Source organism: Lentimicrobiaceae bacterium (genome assembly GCA_023227965.1).
Taxonomy (GTDB): domain Bacteria; phylum Bacteroidota; class Bacteroidia; order Bacteroidales; family JALOCA01; genus JALOCA01.
Genome location: JALOCA010000043.1, coordinates 1 through 22,252 on the forward strand (window position 1 = coordinate 1; position 22,252 = coordinate 22,252).

Consider the following 22,252-nt stretch of genomic DNA (forward strand, 5'->3'; position numbering starts at 1 on the left):
CCGTTTATCCCGACAAACAAATGTACTAAAAGTTTACTTGACACAGTTCGTTGTACACTCCCGAGAAGTATGAGTTGGGAGCTATGAGAATTATATCCAGCGTACTATCCAAGTAAAGCTGCGTATTGCCCAAGTAAAGCTGCGTACTATCCAAGTAAACTTTATACCGGCATGAATTGACTTGCGTACTATCCAAGTAAACCTGCGTACTATCCAAGTAAACTTTATACCGGCACGAATTAACCTGCGTACTATTCCAGTAAACCTGCGTACACCCCAAGTAAACTTTATACCGGCATGAATTGACTTGCGGACGGCACAACTGAAGTTGCGTACTATATATCTGAGTTAAGAGTGGCAGTTTCCATTGTATAACACAAGGAAGCTCTTTTTTACCTTTACCAGAGAAAGTGTTCTTCGGTTTTTAATGGGCTACATTCAATACATAATCAAAAAAAAACAGCTATGTAAAAACCAACGAAAACCCATTGCATCCGTGTTTATTCATGTTCTATTAAAATGCATTTGAAAACTCCCAACTTATCGCTCCTGGCTATCGTATCAGCATTACCGTGCCTCTTTTATGTTCGGTAATTGTAATCCCCTGGTTATTTTGAGTGTCGTAAGCTACCTCCCATATATAAGCACCTGCAGGGCATGGATTGCTATTTTTGCTTCCATCCCAGCCGTTGTGTGGGTCAGTTCCTTCAAACAGCAGTTCATTCCAACGGTTAAAAATCCGGATCTGGTATTTTGTAACCACATCCGGGTCTATCAACCCATTAAATTTATCGTTGAGTCCGTCGCCATTTGGAGTAAATGCATTGGGCAGTTTCAGATCGGAGAAACATAACTTCATCTCTACCGTATCGTTTCCAACACATCCAAAACCGTCGGTAACCTGTACCCAGTATATACCTTTATCTGAAGCAGTAAAAGTTTGACCGGCAGAGCCATCCTGCCAAAGGTAATTGGAAAACCCGGCTCCGGCGTCGAGTATAACAGGTGTGCCTGCACAAAGGTATTCTTCACTGCTTAGGTCAATCTGAGGAGCATTATGTACTGTCATCAAAAAAGAATTGGAATGGGCAGGGTTATTTATTGCACAATTAAGGTCGGAAGTATAAAGACATTGAATCTGATCGCCGTCGGAGGGAGCATAATAAAATACGGCATTATTTGATTTTGTACTCCCGTTTACCTGCCATTCGAACAACGGATTGCTTCCCCCGTTATTGGCATTGGCAGTAAACTCAACAATATCGCCCTGGCAAACTTCAGTATTCAGGTCGGCAGTAATGCTTATGCTTACCTCCAAACCTTCGCTTACAATAAAGGAAATAGGGGTAGCAAAAATTGTTCCTGAAGGAGGGCAAACAACATCGGGTACAATGTAACAATTCACCTCATCGCTATCAGATGGAGTATAAATAAATTCGTTGCTGTTTGTTCCAACAGGAGAATTGTTTACTGTCCACTGATAAACAGGGTTGTTTCCACCGTTTACCGGCGAAGCCGTAAAGGTTACTTCTGTTCCTTCGCAAATATTATTGCCTTCCGAAGAAGAGATGGAAAGTTGTACATCCACCAATGAAGCTACCTGCATGGCAAGAAGATTGGATGTAGCTGGGTTTCCTGTAACACAATTGGTAAGATCGGAATTAAAAATGCAACTTACTATATCATTATTAACCGGTTTATAAGAAAAACTGTTAATGGTGGAAGCCGCTCCCTGAGATACTCCGTTAACAAACCACTCATAAGTTGGATTAGTCCCACCGTTTTGCCCATCGGCTAAAAAACTTACGGTAGTCCCCTCACAAATAGTATTGCCCGGATTTCCGGAAATAGAGATGGTAACGGAGACAGGAATTGAGTTTGAAACACCAAAAGTTATGGTGTTTGAAGTTGCAGTATTGGGAGTTGCACAATTAAAACTCGAAGTCATCACCACATAAACCTCGTCGCCATCGGCAGGGACAAAATCAAAATTAACGTTGTTGGTTCCAGCAGGAATATTATTCAAATACCATTGATATGAAGGCGTTCCACCGTTTACAGGAATAGCCGTAACGGTAAATGAATTCCCTTCGCAAATAATAGGTGGGTCGGCAATAGAAACAGCGGGGACAAGGTTTGCTACAATTTCTACGATAGTTACCGGCGACTGGGCAGGATTCCCGGTTGCACATAAAATATCCGAAGTTAACTTGCAGTAAACTTCGTCGCCGTCAGCAGGGTTCAACAAAGTGAACGAAGAAGTGGTTTCAATCTGAGGATTATCATTCAAATACCATGTATAGGCTGGATTGGTGCCTCCGCCAACAGGATAAGCAGTAAAAGTTATTGGTTCGCCTTCGCATGCCTGTGCGATACCAGAAGGCGAAATAGTAACACTTACCGTAATCTGGCTGCTTACCGTCATAATAATTTCATTCGAAGTAACAATGGGATTACTAACGCAAGCCTGGTTAGATGTTAATTCGCAGGTAATTTTATCACCATCAACCGGAATAAATGAAAAAGTACTGCTGTTTGTTCCTTGGTTACTTCCATTTACTTTCCATTGAAAAATGGGATTTGTACCTTCATTCTGATAAGTTGCTGTGTAGTTAACCTGTGTATTTTCGCAAACGCTGTTTCCTGCATCGGAGGTAATATTTATCTGGGCAACCGAAGTAGCAACGACCGTCATTGTGATGGAATTTGATACCGCTGCATTTGGAGGAACCGGGCTTACACAGGCTTCGTTTGAAACTACCTCACAGGTTACAATATCACCGTCGTTTGGCTGGTATGAATAATTCGGAGTAGTTACCATCGAAATTCCGTTTACCTTCCAGGTGTATGCAGGCGAAGTGCCTCCATGATCTACAGCCGAAGTAAAATCAACCGTTGTACCCGAACAAACATTGTTTCCCTGAGTCGAAGATATTGTTACTGTAACTATTTCAGGGGCTGAAACCGACATAATGATCGGTAAAGAAGTAGCCGGATTATTTATAGCACAACTTGATATTGAAGTAACCTTACATTGTACTTTATCATTATTGTTCAAAGTGGGAACAGGGGTAAACGTAACCGTAGTAACCCCGGTACTTACATCGTTTACAAGCCAGTCGTAATTAGGATTGCTACCGGCATTGGCGTCGGCAGTAAAAGTTACCGGTTCGCCTTCGCAAACGGTACCCGAAGGGTCGGCAGAAATAGTTATTTCAACGTTTAATACAGAAAGAATTTCAATTATTTGAACTGCTGACTGGGCAGGACTGCCCGTAGCACAAGCAAGGCTGGAAGTTACAATGCAATAAACTTCATCCCCGTCGGCTGGAGTTGAAAGAGTATAGGATGAACTGTTGCCACCTACGGCTGATGAATTCAGATACCATTGAAAAACGTCGGAAGTGCCGGGATTATTAACTGTTGCCTGAAAAGATATGGCTTCACCTTCGCAAACAGATGTCCCAGGGTCGGCAGTAACATCAACAATGATTGGTAACTGATCGTTTACGGTCATCAAAATAGTGTTAGATGTAACTGATGGTTGCGTCGTACAAACTTCAGTGCCTGCAGTTATCATGCAGTAAACATTGTCATTATTGTTGGGTGTGTAAGTGTAAACCGGATTATTTGCACCTACCGTTCCTCCATTTACATACCACTGGTAAACAGGCGTTGTGCCGCCATTAACCGGGGTAGCAGTGAAAGTAACGCTATTTCCGGCACAAACGGATGTACCAGGGTCGGCTTCGATGCTTAGGCTTACGGTTAACAATGGGTTAACCGTCATTGTGATTGAATTGGAAGTGGCAGGATTGCCCGAAGTACATGCTTCACTTGAAGAAAGCACACAGCTTACAACATCATTATTTGCGGGTATGTATTCAAATGTAGCACTATTCGAACCGGCATTCGAGGTGTTCACTTTCCATTGGTAGGAAGGCGTTGCACCGCCATTGGTTGGCGTTGCAGTGAAAATAACTGATGTTCCGGCACAAATGGTAGTAGGGCTGGTAGTTGAAATTGTAACACTTACTGGTAAATTCGGATTTACGGTTACTTGTATCGCCGACGACGTAGCCGAACTTCCGGTGGCACAGGTAGCATTGGAAGTTACTGTGCAACTGATGTTGCCCCCGGGAACAATGCCGGTATAAGCATAGTTTTGCGATATGGCTCCGGTAATCGGGTTTCCGTTGAGTTTCCATTGGTAAGCAGGTGCACTTCCGGGGTTGGTAACATTTGCAGTAAAATTTACTGTTCCACCCTCGCAGATGGTAGTAGGATCGGTTGTTGAAATAGTTACACTTACTGGTAAATTCGGGTTAATGGTTACTTGAGTCGCCGACGATGTAGCAGGACTTCCGGTGGCACAGGTAGCATTGGAAGTTACTGTGCAACTGATGTTGCCTCCGGGAACAGTGCCGGTATAGGCATAGTTTTGCGATATGGCTCCGGTAATCGGGTTTCCATTGAGTTTCCATTGGTAAGCAGGTGCACTTCCGGGGTTGGTAACATTTGCAGTAAAATTTACTGTTCCACCTTCGCAGATGGTAGTAGGGTCGGTAGTTGAAATTGTAACACTTACTGGTAAATCGGGGTTTACAACTATCGTAATATCATCGGTATTGCTACAACTGTGCCCGTCGGTAAAAGAATAAACAATGGCATGACTTCCGGCTCCCGCCGTTGCAGGGTTAAACTGGTTTCCGGTAACGCCCGGACCGCTGAAAGTTCCTCCGGCAGGTGTGCCGGTTAGGGTTACAGCAGGATTGAAAGTACAATAAGGACCGTAAGTGCCTGAAATGGAAACCTCCGGAAGTTCATTCACCGTAAGTGTTGCCACATTCGATATTATTCTGTTACAACCAGGATTTACGCTGCTCCAGACCTCGCAATAATACATATTACCATTCATTGCCAAAGTGGTAGCGGGAGTTGTATAACTTGCAGATGTTTCCCCGCTTATTGTTCCCCAAACCCCTCCGGGCTGACATAAGTACCATTGATAGTTGAGTGAAGAACCATTGGCTACAACAGTGAATGTTGCAGATGAATTTTCGCAAACACCCGGCGATACCGGCTGGTTGGCAATGGAAGGAAGGTTAATATCTATAGCATTTATTTTAATATTATCAAAACGGTTATTGCCATTCGAATTTGAACCTCCTTTCATTGTAAATCGTACCTTGAAATTTGGATTATTCTCTACCCCTGCAACGCCTGAAAAATCAAGTGTTTTTAATCCAAAAACTTCTATTGGCTGTGGATCTATAGTATAAGTTATAAAAGGAATCCATGTGGTACCATCAGTTGTATAATGAATATCATGACTTTGGAACCCCGTTCCTGCACTTGGAGCATTTCCTGATTTTCTTAAAGCATAACTTACAATAACATTTTTATAACCTGTTGTGGGTATATTCAGAAACAGATGTTTATTATTATTTTGCAATGCTGTATTTACCAGTACAGTTAAGCCCTGTCCGGCAGGTGTGCCAGTTGTGGCATTTAGCAAAGTGCCTGTATATGCATTGTTAAGAGATGAGGGTATAAAATCATTGGTAATTGTTGCTGCTGGGGTAGTTAAACTAATATCAGGGTTGATATAACCAGTAGAGGCATTAAAGCTCCAGTAATGAATAACGTCAGAGCAGCTTACCAACGGAAGCACACTGGCATTTTTATGAGCATCTATCCTGACAAGCAATTTTTTGTCAGCACCCTGCTGGTTAAACTGCATTCCATCGGTATTTATGCCAAACTGGGCAGTACGTCCGTAAGTTACACCTGCTTTGAAACTTTCAATCACAACATAAAACAATTTTTTCACTCCGGGGTTTATAGCAATATTCAATCCGTTGTAGGCTCCGCCGGGGTCTTCGTCTTTTCCCCAGATATTGTCAGTTGCAGTTGAGGGTGTCCATGTTCCGTATAGCTCGTCCCCTCCGGCTTCATTTCCATCATACGAAAAAGTAGTTCCATCCTCATAGTAAATTTTCACTTTATTAATATCGGTAGCCTCCGAAAGGCTACCAAAATTTTTAACCCAAAGACCTTTTAAGGTAATTCCGCTTAACGACCCTATATCAACAGAAAATTGCAAAACAAGTTGATTAGTTGCATTTTGTAATTTATTGTTGACCACACTTTGCGTGGCTACATCCACCAAAGCCATTTCATTGTTGTAATTAGCTTTATCAACTCCGTTCAACTGAAGCGTCAGGCTCACCTTTGCCCCCGCAATCCAATCCGTAGCATTAAAATGTTTATTACTTACCTCCTGAATGCTGCTTAAATGCTTTATCCATGGAGAAGTGCCATCGTGCATCCAATAGGATGGATAATCTACTGTTTGATTATTAACTTTAACTTTTACATTTGCACTTGTCCACGAATTCAAGGTAGTAGCCCAGTGTACCCATGTGGAATCGTCTTTTTCGATATAATCATATTTTCCTAATCCTTCATCGGTTTCCAACTGTGCTTCCTGGGGAAAAGCCGGTATAATGCTAAAAAATAATAATATAAAAAAGGCAAAAGGAATTATTTTCCTCATATACACACTCTTAATTTAGCTTAAAAATATAATCTTCTTTTAATTTACAAAAATACTATAATTTCATGGATTAAATTTTAAGAATTTATCAATTCATTACTTTTGTCATCCATTATAACTTCAATCTTGAAACCAGAAACTTAAAAATGCGAGGCGATCCGAAATTATACCATATTAAACGAACTCAACATCTCTTACGATTATTACGAACATCCTCCAGTTCCTACCGTAAAAGAAGCCGCAAAGTACTGGAAAAATATTGAGGCTACCCATTGCAAAAACCTGTTTTTACGCAATCATAAGGGAAATCGTCATTACCTTGTTGATTTTGAATACACCCATACCATCGCCATCCACGATCTGGAGCAACGGTTAAAACAGGGAAAACTCACTTTTGCTTCCGAAAAAAGATTGATGGAAAACCTTGGTTTAACGCCTGGTTCGGTAACTCCTTTTGGTTTGATTAACGATAAAAACCATCATGTTCATGTTTTTCTGGACGAAAACCTGCAAAAAGTACAAAAAATCAGCTTTCATCCCTGCATCAATACGGCATCTATAGTTATAACTTTCAGCGACTTTATCCGATTCATGGATTGGATGGGAAACAGTTATGAGTTTGTTAAATTATACGATTAATTTTTTTGTTCACCAGTTCGAGGGAAATTTTAAACCAATCAATCAACTGCTTATCTACTTCACCGGTATTTTCAAGCCTTACAAAATGAACAAACCTTGTTTTTGACAACCTTATGGTTTTTCTTACCGGAAATTCGGTATGTTCTTCGGAAAGGAAAAATTCGACATCAACCCAGTTAAAACGAATCTTCAATGCAAGGAAAGTTCCGTTTGCATTGAACAGTATGGCACCCCTTGCAGCACTTACGCTGACATTTTCCAGGTTTTCAAATTCGTTATAAATTTTTTCGTAAACCAAAAATAACTCAGGTTTTTTACCAATAAAATGGGATGCAATATCAATAACTACACAGCTATGCCCCTGATTGATTTTACGAAAACTCCGGTTACATTTAGGGCAGGTCCACATGATGCAAAGATAAAAAAAGAAGTAACCCGGCAGAATGAATGCGCTTAGTTTATGATCATGCCGCATAGCAAAAAAACAAGGAGTTACTCTCATAACTCCTTACATCTGTGACCCCGGCGGGATTCGAACCTGCGACCCGCAGCTTAGAAGGCTGCTGCTCTATCCAGCTGAGCTACGAGGCCTCATTTTGAAGTTGCAAAATTATTATTTTTTTCATTTCTCCCAAGAGTTATTAACAATCACTTGTTTTTAAATTTCTATATAAGCCCTGCCAATACCTCTGCATTAAGGTTACTTTTGTTAAAGAATTTCGTATTCTGCAGGTTATGGCGATAAAAATCAGAGAGATGAAAAAAAGTTTACTGCTACTGAATGTATTTTTTCTTATCAACATCGCTAAATCTCAGTCTTTTATTGATATTAAAGCCCCGCTTACCCCTACTTTTAATTCAGCAGTTAACTGGGCTGACTTCGATTTGGATGGCGATCTGGACGCATTGGTTACCGGTGAAAATTATAATGGAAAAACAAAAAATATAGTAACCCGTATTTACGAAAACAAACGCAACGATCACTTTGTTTCATTGAAAATCAACTTGATGCCTGTAACACGCGGTGCTTCCGACTGGGGCGATTACGATAACGACGGAGATATGGACCTGCTGCTCACTGGCGAAACCACTGGTGGCAAAGTGTATGCTAAAATTTATGCCAACCATCGTTCAGGCAGATTTTACGATACAAAAATCCCTCTCGAAGGTATAGCCGACGGTTCTGCACTTTGGGTTGACATAAACAACGATGGCTGGCTCGACATCATCCTCTCCGGATTAAATGTAAAGGGCATTCCCACAATTAAAGTGTATCGAAACGAGGGAAAAAATTGTTTTACTGAAGTTTATACCACTTTATTGCCCGTTTTTTATGGAAAAATTGCCGTTGCCGATTACGACCGCGACGGAGATATGGACCTGCTCTGCTGCGGAAAAACCAATAAAAATGCCGTAATTTCCAAAGTTTTCCGAAACGATGGCACTTTCCGTTTCACCGACATCAATGCCAATCTTACGCCTGTATTCCAGGCAGCGTGCGACTGGGGTGATTATGATCGCGATGGTAACCCTGACATTGCACTTTGCGGACAAACGGCTTCAAGAACTCTTGTTACCAAAGTATATAAAAATACAGGCAACAATAAATTCACCGATACAAAATCCGTTTTGCCTCCTGTTCGCTCAGGATCAATCTGCTGGGGCGACTGTGATATGGATGGCGATGCCGACCTGCTTATTACCGGTGATGCCGGGAATAACAACATTATCAGCGCAGTATATATAAACAACGGAAACAAAGGATTTTACATCAGCAAATCGAAACTGCACGGAGTTTACCTTAGCGATGCACGCTGGGGCAACTACGACAATGACACCGACCTCGACATTTTGCTGGCAGGCTTGGATAAATATTATAACCCTGTTACTAAAATTTATAAAAATCAAATCCGCTCAAAACCGGCTTCCGGTTGTCGTCCGGAAGTAAAAGCTCCTGTTACAAAAATTGTTACACCCCAAAATTTCTGGATTTCCAACTACGAGGTACCCGAAAAAAAGAAACCAGCCTGGTTTGTGGTTTGGGCTACCTGCTATTGTTTCCCCGATTCGGTGTTTAAATTTGATACCACTTACAACAATAAGCTTAATGCCTTTGTAAGCAATGTTTTTTTTGTTAAACCCGATTCGTACAGTTTGCACGAAACCTACAATGGCATGATTTTGATAGATTTGAAGAACTGGAGTGCCATTGATCAGGGGTATCGCTCGGTAGGGTTTACAACCGAAAAGGAAGCCAACAAACTCAGGGACTTCCTGATTAACGATTATTTAGAAAATGGATTTACATTGCACGACATTGTGTTCACGGCAAAAGATATCGAAAAAATCAAGTGGTATCCGGGTTCAATTGTTAAACTTGAAGAAGACAGAGCCAATTGGGATATACCATGGTCAAACGAGTATATGAACAAGGAAATTGACAAAATATCCCTTCCGACACAATAAAAATCCTTTTAAATCAGAAAAATCACGTATGATTTTCTGTTGGTTATCTTTTATAATCTTCCACCTCAATAAAATGTTTACAGATACGGTATTCCTCATCATGCCGGTTTGAACAAATAACCGTTAAACGTTGCCAGTCGTTTTCTTGGAGCAGTTGCTGATACCAAGCAATTCCTTCATCATCTAAATTAGTAACAGGTTCGTCCAACAGCAGCAAGGATGTTTCACTCAAAATAGCAAGGGCAAGTTTAAGGCGTTGTTTCATTCCCGAAGAGTAGTTTCGTACTGGTTTGTTTAAAGTAAATTTAGCACCCAGTAAACTTTGTATCTGTTTATTACTTTTATTATCCCTAATGGATTTGAACCTGCGGTGAAAGTCGAGGTGCTGCGAAAGGGTAAATTCTTCGATGAGTTCCTGGTAAGGAGCTGCCAATGACAAAAAACGGAATATTTTATCCGGTGGAATGACTTTCCCATCCTTAAAATAGTGAAGGGTACCTTGGCTCTGCTGAATTTTACCGGCTATTACCTGCATCAGTGTGGACTTTCCCGAACCGTTGCTTCCCACAATGGCATACGACTGACCGCTTTCAAGGCTAAGGTTGATATTGCTAAAAATCCAGTCGTCGTTGAATCGCTTGCCTATATTTTCGAGCTGGATTTGCATGAAAATGTAAAGTTTACAATTTGTGTTTACAATTTAAGGTTGCAAAAAAACCATTAAAATTAGCACTGCTTGTCTTCTTTGCGAGATTGGCTAATTAACACATTATATTTTCCCATTAAAGTCCATCGGTTCTTAACTTACTCTCCGCGTCCTTTTGAGTAGCCCTTCATTATGCCACGGCTCGAATTACCAACAAAAGAAATAATTTCATCCCGTTCGGAGGTAGCCGGCATCTCGCGTTCAATCGTATCACATGCCTGGCTAACATTAAGTCCTTTAAGAAAAATATAACGGTACAAATCCTGTATTTCGTTAATTTTTTCAGTGGTAAAGCCTCTGCGTCGTAAGCCAATGGAATTAATGCCAGCGTAAGAAAGAGGTTCACGGGCAGCTTTTGTGTAAGGAGGCACATCCTTACGAACCAATGAACCACCGGATATCATTGAATGGGCTCCTATATTCACAAACTGGTGTATAGCCGACAGTCCCCCTATGATTGCCCAATCGTCCACATTGATATGTCCGGCTAATGTAACTGCATTGGCGAGAATGCAGTTATTGCCAATCACACAATCGTGGGCAATATGTACATATGCCATTATTAAGCAGTTATCTCCTACTACTGTTTCCCAATTGGCTTTTGTAGCCCGGTTTATGGTTACGAATTCACGGATGGTGGTATTATTTCCGATGCGAACAATAGTTTCTTCCCCATCAAATTTAAGGTCTTGCGGAATAGCGGCGATTACGGCACCGGGATAAATTTTTACATTTTTCCCGATACGGGCGCCTTCCATAATGGTTACGTTGGAGCCAATCCAGCTTCCTTCTGCAATTTCTACATTTTGTTCGATATTGACAAAGGGTTCGATTACTACATTTTTAGCAATCTTTGCCTGGGGATGTACGTAGGCTAATGGTTGATTCATAAATTGTTATATTATTTTTTTCTTGCAATCTGGGCAAGCATTTCTGCTTCCATTACTATTTTATTGCCTACATAGGCTGTGCCTTTCATATGGCATATTCCTCTTCGTATAGGGGTTACAAGGTGCATGTCGAAAACCACGGTATCGCCGGGCACTACTTTATGACGAAAACGCACATCACTGATTTTCATAAAAAGTGTGATATAGTTTTCAGGATCAGGAACAGTATTAAGCACCAAGATTCCTCCGGTTTGCGCCATAGCCTCTATCTGAAGTACGCCGGGCATAACAGGTTCGTCAGGAAAATGTCCTACAAAAAAACTTTCGTTCATTGTAACGTTTTTCACCCCAATAACATGACTATCGCTCATTTCCATTATTTTATCAATAAAAAGAAACGGAGGACGATGAGGTAATAACTTTTTTATGCCATTAATGTCGAACAGAGGAGGCTTATTAAGGTCGAAACGGGGTACCTTGGGTGTTTTCAAATCTTCACGAAGGTGCTGACGGATAATTTTAGCAAATTCAACGTTGGTACTATGTCCGGGACGGGTTGCGTAAATATGTCCTTTCATTGGCATGCCTACCAGGGCAAGATCGCCTATCACGTCAAGTAATTTATGGCGGGCAGGTTCGTTGTTGAACCGCAGTTCGATATTGTTGAGTATGCCTTCTTTCAGTACTTCCACGCGGGGTTTATTGAAGAAAGTAGCCAGCCGGTCGAGTTCTTTCTGACTGATTATACGGTTTACAAAAACAATGGCATTGTTCAAATCTCCACCTTTGATAAGATTATTCTGAATAAGATATTCCAGTTCGTGTAAGAATACAAAGGTACGGCAAGGGGCAATCTGTGTTGAAAAATCAATAATACTGTTCAAACTAGCATTTTGTGTGCCTAATACGCTGGAAGCATAGTCAATCATCACCGAAAGGCGGTAATCTTCGCAGGGGACGGCTAGCATCTCCACTTTTTTTTCTACATTGGAATAGCTGATGTTGGATGTTATTTCAAAATATTCTCTTTCGATATTTTGTTCAACAATACCTGCTTTTTCGAGGGCTTCAATATAAAAGCGGGCACTTCCGTCGAGGATGGGTGTTTCTTCGCCATCGAGTTCTATCAGGGCATTGTCAATTCCTAATCCCACCAGGGCAGCAAGCGCATGCTCAATGGTCATTACATGAACATCATTAAACTTTAAAGTAGTTCCCCGGGATGTATCAACCACGTATTCGGCAAGAGCTTCTATAATAGGCTCACCTTCAAGGTCAATCCGTTTAAATTTGTAGCCATGATTTTCGTGGGCAGGAACAAATGTAAGTGTTACTTCTTTCCCTGTATGCAATCCGGCACCTTTTACCGATACTGGATTTTTAATGGTTCGTTGTTTAGGGTTCATTGCATTAAATTCTGATCGCAAAAATATAAAAAATATTGGGCAGTAAGATTTTCTTTTATCTGGCTATTTTTATTTTTTTTCTTTCAGTTGCCTGATTTCCTTTTCAAGAGCTTGTATTCTTTCCGCCAGTTTTGGCAAATTACGATACAGTACTATGGATTTGCGGGCATTGCCTATATCATCGGCAGGTGAGCCCAGCACAATTTGTCCTTCTTTTGTTACATTGCCCGGCACACCCGATTGGGCACCAATTTTCACATTATTGGCAATGGTTATATGCCCGACAAAACCTACTTGCCCGGCAACCATACAATTGCTCCCTATTTTCGTAGAGCCGGAGATACCTGTTTGCGCGGCAATTACTGTATTTTCTCCAATCTCAACATTATGTGCAACCTGAATAAGATTATCCAGTTTCACACCGTTTCTTATCAAGGTTGACCCCAGCGTTGCACGATCAATAGTAGTATTTGCACCTATTTCCACGTTATTTTCTATAATAACATTTCCTATCTGTGGCACTTTTTTATAGTCGCTGCCTTCCTGGGGTGCAAAGCCAAAACCATCGGCACCGATAACTACCCCGGAATGCAATGTACAATGCTTCCCAATTATATTGTCGGAATAAATTTTTACACTGGCAAAAATGGTTGTATTATCACCAATCTTAACATTATCACCAATATAACAGAGAGGGTAAATTTTTACATTTTCACCCAGTTCCACATTATTTCCTATCACACTGAATTCGCCAATATACACATTGTTACCCAGTTTTGTAGAAGCAGGTACATGTGCTTTTTCTGAAATTCCGGACTTGTTCAGTTGAATCTGGTTGTATAACTCGAGTAGGCGGGCAAAAGCTGCATAGGCATCTTCTACCCAAATTAAAGTGCAGGGCACCGGTTTCTCAGGCTTAAAATTACCATCTACAATTACAATGGAAGAATGTGTATTGTAAATAAAGGGAGTATATTTTGCATTGGCTAAAAAGCTCAGCGACATAGGTTCTCCTTGTTCTATTTTAGCAAGCTTGCTTACCGAAATTTCGGCATTGCCTTCAATCTTCCCGTTTAAAAGTGTAGCTATTTCTTTGGCAGTAAATCTCATGTATGTATTTTAAAAAGCGGTGCAAGATACAAAAATATTAATGTTCTATAATGAACTTTTCCAAAAATTCTGATAACATTTTTTACAGGTAAATCACAATAATTCCCTGATTTCTTTAGGATAACAAAGAAAATACTTGGTATCGGAAGGTTGAAGTGCCGAAATATTGAGTTGGTCAGTTGCCTGGGCTATGTCTTTCACTTCACCATTACGATACAGTAAAAGAATAGTGTCTTTCATCGGATTATATGCATTATTGGTTACACTTCCCGAATAAACAAAATAGTCTGAATCCGCAATATTTACATCCATTACACTGCATATCTTCTTTCCGATTTTTTCAATATAATCTTTGTCGAAAGGACGGTTTTGCAACTCGATAGCAAAGAGATTCCGGTGGATAAGATGGCTACTAAGCAAGGATAAAACAGGGTCGGAATGGAGAATCCACCCTTTTATGGCAGAAAGGATATCGCTGTCGTCGAGTTGGGCAAAAATACCAAGCATGTCGGGGTTGGAAATAAAATCCGGTTTCGTGATTCTCCGGCAGAGAAATGTCGCTAAAGCTGGGGAAACATTGAGTTTTTCACCGCTTTCGCAAAGTTGTCTTGCCCGGTGAAGGATATGAATGAGCATATTTTCGGCACTGAGTACCGTCTTGTGCAAATATACCTGCCAATACATCAGCCGCCTTGCCATGATAAATTTTTCGATGGAATAAATGCCTTTGGCTTCTACCATTAACCTGTCGTTATTCACGGTAAGCATCGCGATGATACGGTCGGTATTGATAACTCCTTCCGAGACCCCCGTAAAAAAACTGTCGCGTTTCAGGTAATCAAGGCGATCCATGTCTAATTGTCCTGAAACCAATTGGTGCAGAATCTTTTTATGGAAAGTATTGTTAAAAACAGACAAAGCCTGCGAAAGCGCCCCTGAGAATATTACATTCAACCGTTGTATATACATCTCCGAAAGGTCTTCGTGCGTAACATCAAATACCAGGCAATTTTCCGTTGCATGGCTGTAAGGTCCGTGCCCTATGTCGTGTAGCAATATAGCGAGGATAGCAGCTTCCGCCTCCTGCGGCGACAGGTTAAACCCTTTTAAACGTAATGTCTCCACAGCCATGCCCATAAGGTGCATAGCCCCCAATGCATGTGAAAAACGTGTATGCAATGCCCCCGGATACACAAGACTTGTCATTCCCAACTGTTGTATCCTCCTGAGCCGTTGAAACCATGGATGTTCTATTACATCAAATACCAACTCATTAGGAATTGTAACAAACCCGTAAATGGGGTCGTTCATTATTTTTCGCTTATTGATAAAACTTTGGTTCACCTGTATTGTTATTTTTGTATTCTGATTCCTGTTTTGGTTTTTTACAGATTGTGCAAAGTTAAAAAAGTATAAAGTACGCCCCGTTGAACAATAAACCGAAGGAATTTTCATTAATGATGTAAAAATACAGTTAAATTATGGAAAAAGTAAACATCCTTTGGGTTGACGATGAAATAGACTTGCTAAAGCCACACATTATCTTTTTACAACAAAAAGGATACGAGGTATTTACATCGAACAATGGGAACGACGTTCTAGAAATTCTGAAGACACAGCCTTTCGATATTGTTTTTTTAGACGAAAATATGCCCGGCTTGTCGGGTATTGAAACCCTGGCACTTATCAAGGCAAATTCTCCGCATCTCCCGGTAGTGATGATTACAAAAAGCGAAGAAGAAAGTATTATGGAAGATGCTATAGGGTCAAACATAGCCGACTATCTGATCAAACCAGTGAATCCCAACCAGATAATATTATGTTTGAAAAAAAATCTGGAAAATAAAAAAATTATTAGCGAAAAAACCACCATAGCTTACCAGCAGGAATTCCGGAACATTGGCATGGAAATCACCAATAAGCTCACGCATAGAGAATGGGTTGATGTTTATAAAAAACTCACAATGTGGGAGTTGAAATTACAACAATCGCAGGACGACAGCATAAGCGAAGTATTGAAATTACAGAAAAACGAAGCCAACCAGGTTTTTTCTAAATTTATTGAAAACAACTACCTCCAATGGCTAAAGGGAACTTCCGCCGACCGTCCCGTGCTTTCACACACCTTAATCCGCGAAAAAGTATTCCCACTACTTAACAGCAATACTGCGCTGTTTATGATCGTGATTGACAACCTGCGCTACGACCAGTGGAAAGTTTTGCAACCTATCCTCGAAGAATATTACCGGGTAGAAAACGATGAAATATATTACAGTATCCTTCCTACTGTTACTCAATATGCCCGCAATGCCATGTTTGCCGGATTACTGCCCGCAGAGATTGAAAAAAAGTATCCCCAATACTGGATGGAAGAAGGTGAAGAAGGCACCAAAAATCAATACGAAAGCGAACTGTTATCGGAATTGCTGAAACGGTTCGGGAAAGACATCAAATATTCCTATACAAAAATATTAAATCTGAACTCTGGCAGAAAGCTGGTAGAATCGCTATCTAATCTATTGGTAAACAAATTCAATGTGATAGTTTACAATTTTGTGGACATGCTTTCGCATGCCCGCACCGAGATGGAAGTGATTCGTGAGCTTGCCGACGACGAACCGGCTTATCGTTCGCTCACCCTTTCCTGGTTTAACCACTCCCCACTTTTCGAAATTCTGCGCTACCTGGCAGAAAAAAAGATTAATGTGGTGATTACCACCGATCATGGGTCAGTACGGGTAAACAACCCTGTAAAAATCATCGGAGATAAAAACACCAATACCAATCTCCGCTACAAAACCGGACGCAGCCTGAATTATAATCCCAGAGAAGTGTTTGAAGTGAGGGATCCTTACCAGGCTTATCTTCCGAAAACCAATGTGAGTTCGGCTTATGCATTTTGCCGTCGCAACGACTATTTTGCCTATCCCAATAATTACAATTACTTTGTGAATTATTACCGCAACACTTTTCAGCATGGAGGAATTTCCATCGAAGAAATGTTGATCCCATTTATTACGCTAAAACCCAAATAAATACAAAACAAATAGTTTATTTGCCTATAAATTGTACAACACATTACAATGAAAATTATCTGCAAAACTCCTGATGACCTGCTACCGGCAGCACATGTTTTATTGGAAACATTTCCGCAAAACAGAGTTTTTGCTTTTCAGGGTGAAATGGGAGCCGGAAAAACGACCTTTATCAAAATCATTTGCCACCTGCTGGGCTCGGACGAAGTGGTAAACAGCCCAACATTTTCCATTATCAATGAATATTTTACAAGTGAAGGGACAAGCCTGTTTCATTTTGATTTTTACAGATTGAAAAAACAGGAAGAAGCTGTTGATATGGGTGTAGAGGAATATCTGTACAGCGGAGCATATTGTTTTATCGAATGGCCGGAAAAAATTCACTCCCTGTTGCCGGCAAATATCGTAAAAGTTGAAATCAAGGTTGATGAAATCCACAAAAACAGGCTAATCATTTTTTAAATAATAAAAATTTGTAATTTTAGACGCTGCTAACCCGAATAAAAACACCGTTGCCATGATGGAAGAAGGTTCCCCTACCCCACTGAAATTCTCCATTTCCGAATCGTTGATGCACCAGACAGAAATGCTGGAAGTTGCAAAACAGCAATGCAGGCTTTCCATTGGAATTCCCAGTGAGACCTCCATACATGAAAACCGTGTGGGACTAATCCCGGAAGCAGTGGGTTTGCTTGTGCAAAACGGACATACCGTATTTGTACAATCCGATGCAGGCAGGATGGCTTGTTTCACCGATAATGAATACCTTGAACAAGGTGCGACCATAGTACATTCAGCCAGAGAAGTTTTTCAGGCAGACATCGTTTTAAAAATTGCTCCTGTTTCGGCACAAGAAATGGAATATCTGAAACCCCGGCAAATTCTGATTTCTTCGTTGCAGATTTCAGCACAAAATGAGATATATTTCCGGCAACTGATGGCTAAAAAAGTAACGGCTATCGCTTTCGAGTTTATACGGGATAAAACCCGTACCCTGCCCGTTATCCGTGCCATGAGCGAAATCGTAGGAAATACCTGTATATTTCTTGCAGCAAAATATTTAAGCGATCCCGAGTACGGAAAAGGCATCATGTTCGGCGGCTTTTCGGGAATAACACCCACCGAAGTAGTCATCATTGGAGCTGGCACCGTAGGCGAATTTGCTGCCCGCGCCGCCATAGGGATGGGTGCCTTGATAAAAGTATTCGATAATTCGATATACAAACTCCGTAGAATACAAAATAACCTGAATAGCAGGGTATTTACTTCCATTATCAACTCCCGTCTTCTTGCCGATTCGTTGAAAACCGCCGATGTGGTGATTGCAGCATTCCGTTCAGCAAACGGACGTTCGCCATTGATAGTTACTGACAGCATGGTGAAAAACATGAAAGAAGGTTCGGTAATCATGGACATCAGCATTGATCAGGGAGGTTGTATTGAAACTTCATACATTACCAATCATACAAACCCTGCATTTAAAAAGTACGGAGTTACCCATTATTGCGTTCCCAACATTGCATCGCAGGTACCGCATACGGCTTCGCTTGCTCTGAGCAATTTCTTTTCCCCGGTTCTGTTACGTGCCGGTGATGAAGGCGGAATGGAAAACTTATTGAAAAATGAAGCCGGGTTACGAATGGGGGTGTATATTTATAATTCTATACTTACCAATCAGGTAATTGGGAAAGAATTCAACATCCCATCACAGGATGTTGATCTTCTGATGACTTCGTGGGGATAAAACCGTATTGCTATTGGTTCAGAAAGAATTTAAAGTCCTGAAGAGTTTTCATTACACTAACATTTTCAGGCAATGGCAGATTGTAATCCGCCATTTGTAATCCACTGACAAATATGGGTACTTTCGGAAATGCATCGTGCAACTGTTGAAAATACGCTGCAATTTCTTTTTCGGTTTTTGGTGCACTTAAAGAAGTTACCAAAACATCGGGAGGTTTCACTTTTCCTATCTCCAAGAGGTTATTAAAGGGAACCGACTGCCCAAGATAAATAAGCTTGTGCCCGTTTTTCCGGATGATATATGCATAAAAGAGTAAGCCCAATTCGTGCCATTCACCTTCGGGAAGAAACAGCAAAAAACGTTTGGATTGAGCAGTAATTGGCGAAATTTGCCCGTCAATAGCCACAATAAGTTTTTGGCGGAGAAGGTTTGATATAAAATGCTCCTGTGCAGGATTGATATTACCCACCTGCCATAGCACACCTACCTTATCAAAAAACGGATAGATGATATTCAGAATGGTGTTTTCAAACCCGAGGCTGATGGATGCGTTGGCAATGGTTTTTTCAAATTTTTTTTCATCAAGTTCCATCATAGCAATGATGAGATTCTCAATCTGGCTGTCGCTGTTACTTGCATCGAATGAAATGCTCAATACTTTTTCATTCAATACTTCATCACTAAGCCGGGCAGTTTTAGAAATTTTAAACCCATTTCGTAACAGCAAGGAAATATTCAGCAAACGCCGGAGTTGAGTGTCACTGTAATACCGGATATTCCCCGAAGTTCGCATGGGCTTCACCACCTGGTATCTCTTTTCCCACATACGAATAGTATGTGCTTTTATTCCGGTTAATCTTTCCAGATCGTTGATTGAATAATTACTTGCAGACATAGACATAATTTTGTACAAAAACAGAAAACAAACATTTAACAAAAAAGTTCAATGTAATCATAAACAGATTACAGCAAAATTTCTCTTAATTTCTGGGGAATATTTTTCAGACCTTCCGTTTTTTTTCCGCCGGCAGTTGCAAAAAATGGTTGTCCACCGCCTCCACCCTGAATTTCTTTGGCAAGCTCCCGGATTATGCTTCCGGCATTGATCTGTTTTCCTTTTATTAATTCATCAGAAACGGAAAGGGTTAAAGCCGGTTTTCCCTGAAAGATGGTGCCTCCGCAGAATAAAAAATTACCGTTGGAGTTTTTTACTTCATAGGCCAAATCTTTTACAAAATTGGCATCCACATCCTTTTCGGGGTAGTATTCAACTACTTGTATATCGTTTATGGCTTTAGCTTTAGCGATTAATTCCTTTGCCAGTTGTTTTACTTTTTCATGGGTAAATTCTTCTACCTGCTTTTGCAGTGAAGCATTTTCTTCCAACAAGCTATTGATGCTTTTGAAAATGTCTTTGGTATTCTTTAACAAAGCTTTAACTTCTTCCAGCAGCAAATGCTGGCTATTGTAATATTCTTCGGCTTTGTCGGCAGTAATTGCTTCAATCCTGCGAACGCCTGCAGCAATGGCTCCTTCGGATATTATTTTTATCATCCCGATGGTTCCGGTAGCAGAAACGTGTGTGCCACCACACAACTCAACGGATTCGCCAAAACGAATCACACGGACATGGTCGCCATATTTTTCGCCAAACAAAGCCATTGCACCCATTTCTTTAGCTTTGGAAATAGGAAGATTACGATGTTCGTCGAGAGGAATGTTGCTACGAATGAGCTTATTTACAACCTTTTCTACGGCAAGAATTTCTTCCTCTGTCATTTTAGCAAAATGTGAAAAGTCGAAACGCAACCTTTCGTCGTCCACCATCGAACCTTTTTGTTCCACATGATTGCCTAAAACCTGGCGAAGAGCAAAATGCAGTAAGTGGGTAGCGGAATGGTTATCGGCAGTAAGCCTTCTTTTTTCTGCATTCACCATTGCCGTGAATGTACCATTTACATCCTTTGGAAGTGAGTTACTTATATGAACAACCAGGTTATTTTCTTTTTTAGTATCGTTAATTTCGATTTTTTCGTCCCCACAGATAAGCCACCCGCTGTCGCCAACCTGTCCGCCACTTTCGGCATAAAAAGGAGTTTGATCCAAAACTAACTGATAAAACTCTTTTCCTTTGGTTTTTATCTTACGGTATTTCATGATTTCCGATTCTGTTTCCAACGTGTCGTAGCCAACAAACTGGGTTTCTTCCTTGCTGCTTTTCAGCATCGCCCAATCTTCGGTATCTACGGTAGCCGCCTGGCGCGAACGCTCTTTCTGTTGTTCCAGACCTTTGGAAAAACCCTGCATGTCAACGTCACAACCTATTTCACGAGCCATCAGTTGCGTGAGGTCAATCGGAAAACCGTAAGTGTCGAAGAGTTCAAAAGCAAAATCGCCTTCGATAAACTGTTTGCCGGAACGACTTTCGATGTACTGCTGAAATTTTTGAATGCCGTTGGACAAAGTGCGAAGGAAAGAATTCTCTTCTTCGGCGATTACTTTTTCAATAAGCTCTTGTCTGGCTTTTAACTCAGGAAAAGAAGCACTCATTTGTTGCACCAACAAAGGAATCAGCTTAGTGATAAATGGCTCCCGAAAATCGAGAAATGTATAACCGTAACGAACAGCGCGACGCAGAATCCGTCGGATAACATAGCCTGCTTTGTTGTTGGAAGGAAGTTGCCCGTCGGCAATGGCAAAAGCAATGGCACGCAAATGATCGGCAATAACACGCATTGCGATGTCGTTTTTAACATCTTCGCCGTAATTTTTATGAGAAATATTGGCTATTTCGCGTATAATAGGCTGAAAAACACCGGTATCATAATTAGATTGTTTGCCTTGTAGCACCATGCAAAGGCGCTCGAAACCCATTCCGGTGTCAACATGCTTTGCAGGCAGTGGAACTAAACTACCATCTGCCATGCGGTTATATTCAATGAAGACCAGGTTCCAGATTTCGATTACCAATGGATTTCCGGTATTTACAAGGTTTTTTCCGTCAGTTTTCTTGCGTTCTTCGTCGCTGCGAATGTCCACGTGGATTTCGGAACAAGGACCGCAGGGACCGGTTTCTCCCATTTCCCAAAAATTATCTTTTTTAGAGCCCAAGAGAATACGATCTTCCGGAACTATAGCTTTCCAAAAGTTAAAAGCTTCCATGTCAACCGACATTCCATCGTTTTTATCACCACCAAAAACGGTAACATACAAACGGCTTTTATCCATTTTATAAACGCCGGTAAGCAGTTCCCATGCCCATGCAATGGCTTCTTTCTTAAAATAATCGCCAAACGACCAGTTACCAAGCATCTCAAACATGGTATGATGGTAAGTGTCGTGCCCTACTTCTTCCAGGTCGTTATGTTTTCCGGAAACACGCAAACATTTCTGTGTATTTGCAATACGCAGATATTTTACCGGCGAATTTCCAAGGAAAATGTCCTTAAACTGGTTCATGCCGGCATTGGTAAACATAAGGGTAGGGTCGTTTTTTACCACCATGGGTGCCGATGATACTATCTGATGTTGCTTAGAATTAAAAAAATCGAGAAAGGTTTGCCTTATCTGTGATGCGTTCATATGCAATGGTTAACAAATTTTAACAGTGAGTAAAATAAATTGGAATACTAAACGGGATGCAAATTTAGTTTTTATTACTTAACTGGTAAAAAGAAATTCGGCTTGTAATAAAATA

14 protein-coding genes and 1 tRNA gene are annotated in these 22,252 nt (G+C 40.8%); 5 read left to right on the forward strand and 10 right to left on the reverse strand.

Features of this window, described 5'->3' with window-relative positions; translation table 11 throughout:
- Positions 1-553: 553 nt before the first annotated feature.
- Entirely contained in the window at positions 554-6,559 is a 6,006-nt protein-coding gene (locus tag M0R21_11975; protein MCK9618538.1) for a gliding motility-associated C-terminal domain-containing protein, read from the reverse strand.
- A gap of 258 nt (positions 6,560-6,817) precedes the next feature.
- On the opposite strand from M0R21_11975, the gene M0R21_11980 reads away from it, so the two are divergent.
- On the forward strand, positions 6,818-7,198 hold the full coding sequence (locus M0R21_11980) for a prolyl-tRNA synthetase associated domain-containing protein (protein MCK9618539.1): 381 nt from the start codon (positions 6,818-6,820) through the stop codon (positions 7,196-7,198).
- Here the strand turns inward: M0R21_11980 and M0R21_11985 are convergent.
- Together M0R21_11985 and M0R21_11990 are read right to left on the reverse strand one after the other, a co-directional pair.
- Positions 7,182-7,607, reverse strand: coding sequence for a DUF5655 domain-containing protein (locus tag M0R21_11985; protein ID MCK9618540.1), 426 nt, complete (start codon positions 7,605-7,607; stop codon positions 7,182-7,184). The genes M0R21_11980 and M0R21_11985 overlap by 17 nt on opposite strands.
- A 108-nt stretch (positions 7,608-7,715) precedes the next feature.
- Positions 7,716-7,789, reverse strand: a tRNA-Arg gene (locus tag M0R21_11990).
- A gap of 165 nt (positions 7,790-7,954) precedes the next feature.
- Here M0R21_11990 and M0R21_11995 point away from each other — a divergent pair.
- Complete coding sequence (locus tag M0R21_11995; protein ID MCK9618541.1) at positions 7,955-9,664, forward strand: VCBS repeat-containing protein; 1,710 nt, start codon at positions 7,955-7,957, stop codon at positions 9,662-9,664.
- 43 nt (positions 9,665-9,707) lie between these two features.
- Here the strand turns inward: M0R21_11995 and M0R21_12000 are convergent, their stop codons facing one another.
- The 5 genes from M0R21_12000 to M0R21_12020 all read right to left on the reverse strand — a co-directional run bounded on the left by M0R21_12000 (position 9,708) and on the right by M0R21_12020 (position 15,087).
- Positions 9,708-10,331: an ABC transporter ATP-binding protein gene (locus M0R21_12000; protein ID MCK9618542.1), complete on the reverse strand. Its 624-nt coding sequence runs from the start codon at positions 10,329-10,331 to the stop codon at positions 9,708-9,710.
- A 137-nt stretch (positions 10,332-10,468) separates the two neighbouring features.
- Entirely contained in the window at positions 10,469-11,260 is a 792-nt protein-coding gene (gene lpxA, locus M0R21_12005; protein ID MCK9618543.1) for an acyl-ACP--UDP-N-acetylglucosamine O-acyltransferase, read from the reverse strand.
- A gap of 11 nt (positions 11,261-11,271) precedes the next feature.
- A complete protein-coding gene (locus tag M0R21_12010) occupies positions 11,272-12,666 on the reverse strand; it encodes a bifunctional UDP-3-O-[3-hydroxymyristoyl] N-acetylglucosamine deacetylase/3-hydroxyacyl-ACP dehydratase (GenBank protein ID MCK9618544.1) in 1,395 nt (464 codons plus the stop codon).
- Between the two features lie 69 nt (positions 12,667-12,735).
- The gene (gene lpxD, locus M0R21_12015; protein MCK9618545.1) at positions 12,736-13,776 is read right to left on the reverse strand and encodes a UDP-3-O-(3-hydroxymyristoyl)glucosamine N-acyltransferase; all 1,041 of its coding nucleotides are present in this window, start codon (positions 13,774-13,776) and stop codon (positions 12,736-12,738) included.
- 93 nt (positions 13,777-13,869) lie between these two features.
- Positions 13,870-15,087 carry an HD domain-containing protein gene (locus tag M0R21_12020; protein ID MCK9618546.1) on the reverse strand — a complete coding sequence of 406 codons (1,218 nt, stop codon included), beginning with the start codon at positions 15,085-15,087 and terminating at the stop codon, positions 13,870-13,872.
- 170 nt (positions 15,088-15,257) lie between these two features.
- Here M0R21_12020 and M0R21_12025 point away from each other — a divergent pair, with 170 nt between their 5' ends.
- The 3 genes from M0R21_12025 to M0R21_12035 are packed head-to-tail and all read left to right on the forward strand — an operon-like array spanning position 15,258 to position 18,555.
- The gene (locus M0R21_12025) at positions 15,258-16,811 is read left to right on the forward strand and encodes a PglZ domain-containing protein (protein ID MCK9618547.1); all 1,554 of its coding nucleotides are present in this window, start codon (positions 15,258-15,260) and stop codon (positions 16,809-16,811) included.
- A gap of 48 nt (positions 16,812-16,859) precedes the next feature.
- A complete protein-coding gene (gene tsaE / locus M0R21_12030) occupies positions 16,860-17,273 on the forward strand; it encodes a tRNA (adenosine(37)-N6)-threonylcarbamoyltransferase complex ATPase subunit type 1 TsaE (GenBank protein ID MCK9618548.1) in 414 nt (137 codons plus the stop codon).
- A 55-nt stretch (positions 17,274-17,328) separates the two neighbouring features.
- Positions 17,329-18,555, forward strand: a complete 1,227-nt coding sequence (locus M0R21_12035) for an alanine dehydrogenase (protein ID MCK9618549.1) — start codon at positions 17,329-17,331, stop codon at positions 18,553-18,555.
- 10 nt (positions 18,556-18,565) lie between these two features.
- Here the strand turns inward: M0R21_12035 and M0R21_12040 are convergent, their stop codons facing one another.
- Both M0R21_12040 and alaS read right to left on the reverse strand, forming a co-directional pair.
- Complete coding sequence (locus M0R21_12040) at positions 18,566-19,450, reverse strand: MerR family transcriptional regulator (protein ID MCK9618550.1); 885 nt, start codon at positions 19,448-19,450, stop codon at positions 18,566-18,568.
- Positions 19,451-19,518: 68 nt separating this feature from the next.
- A complete protein-coding gene (gene alaS / locus M0R21_12045) occupies positions 19,519-22,137 on the reverse strand; it encodes an alanine--tRNA ligase (protein ID MCK9618551.1) in 2,619 nt (872 codons plus the stop codon).
- Positions 22,138-22,252: the final 115 nt, after the last annotated feature.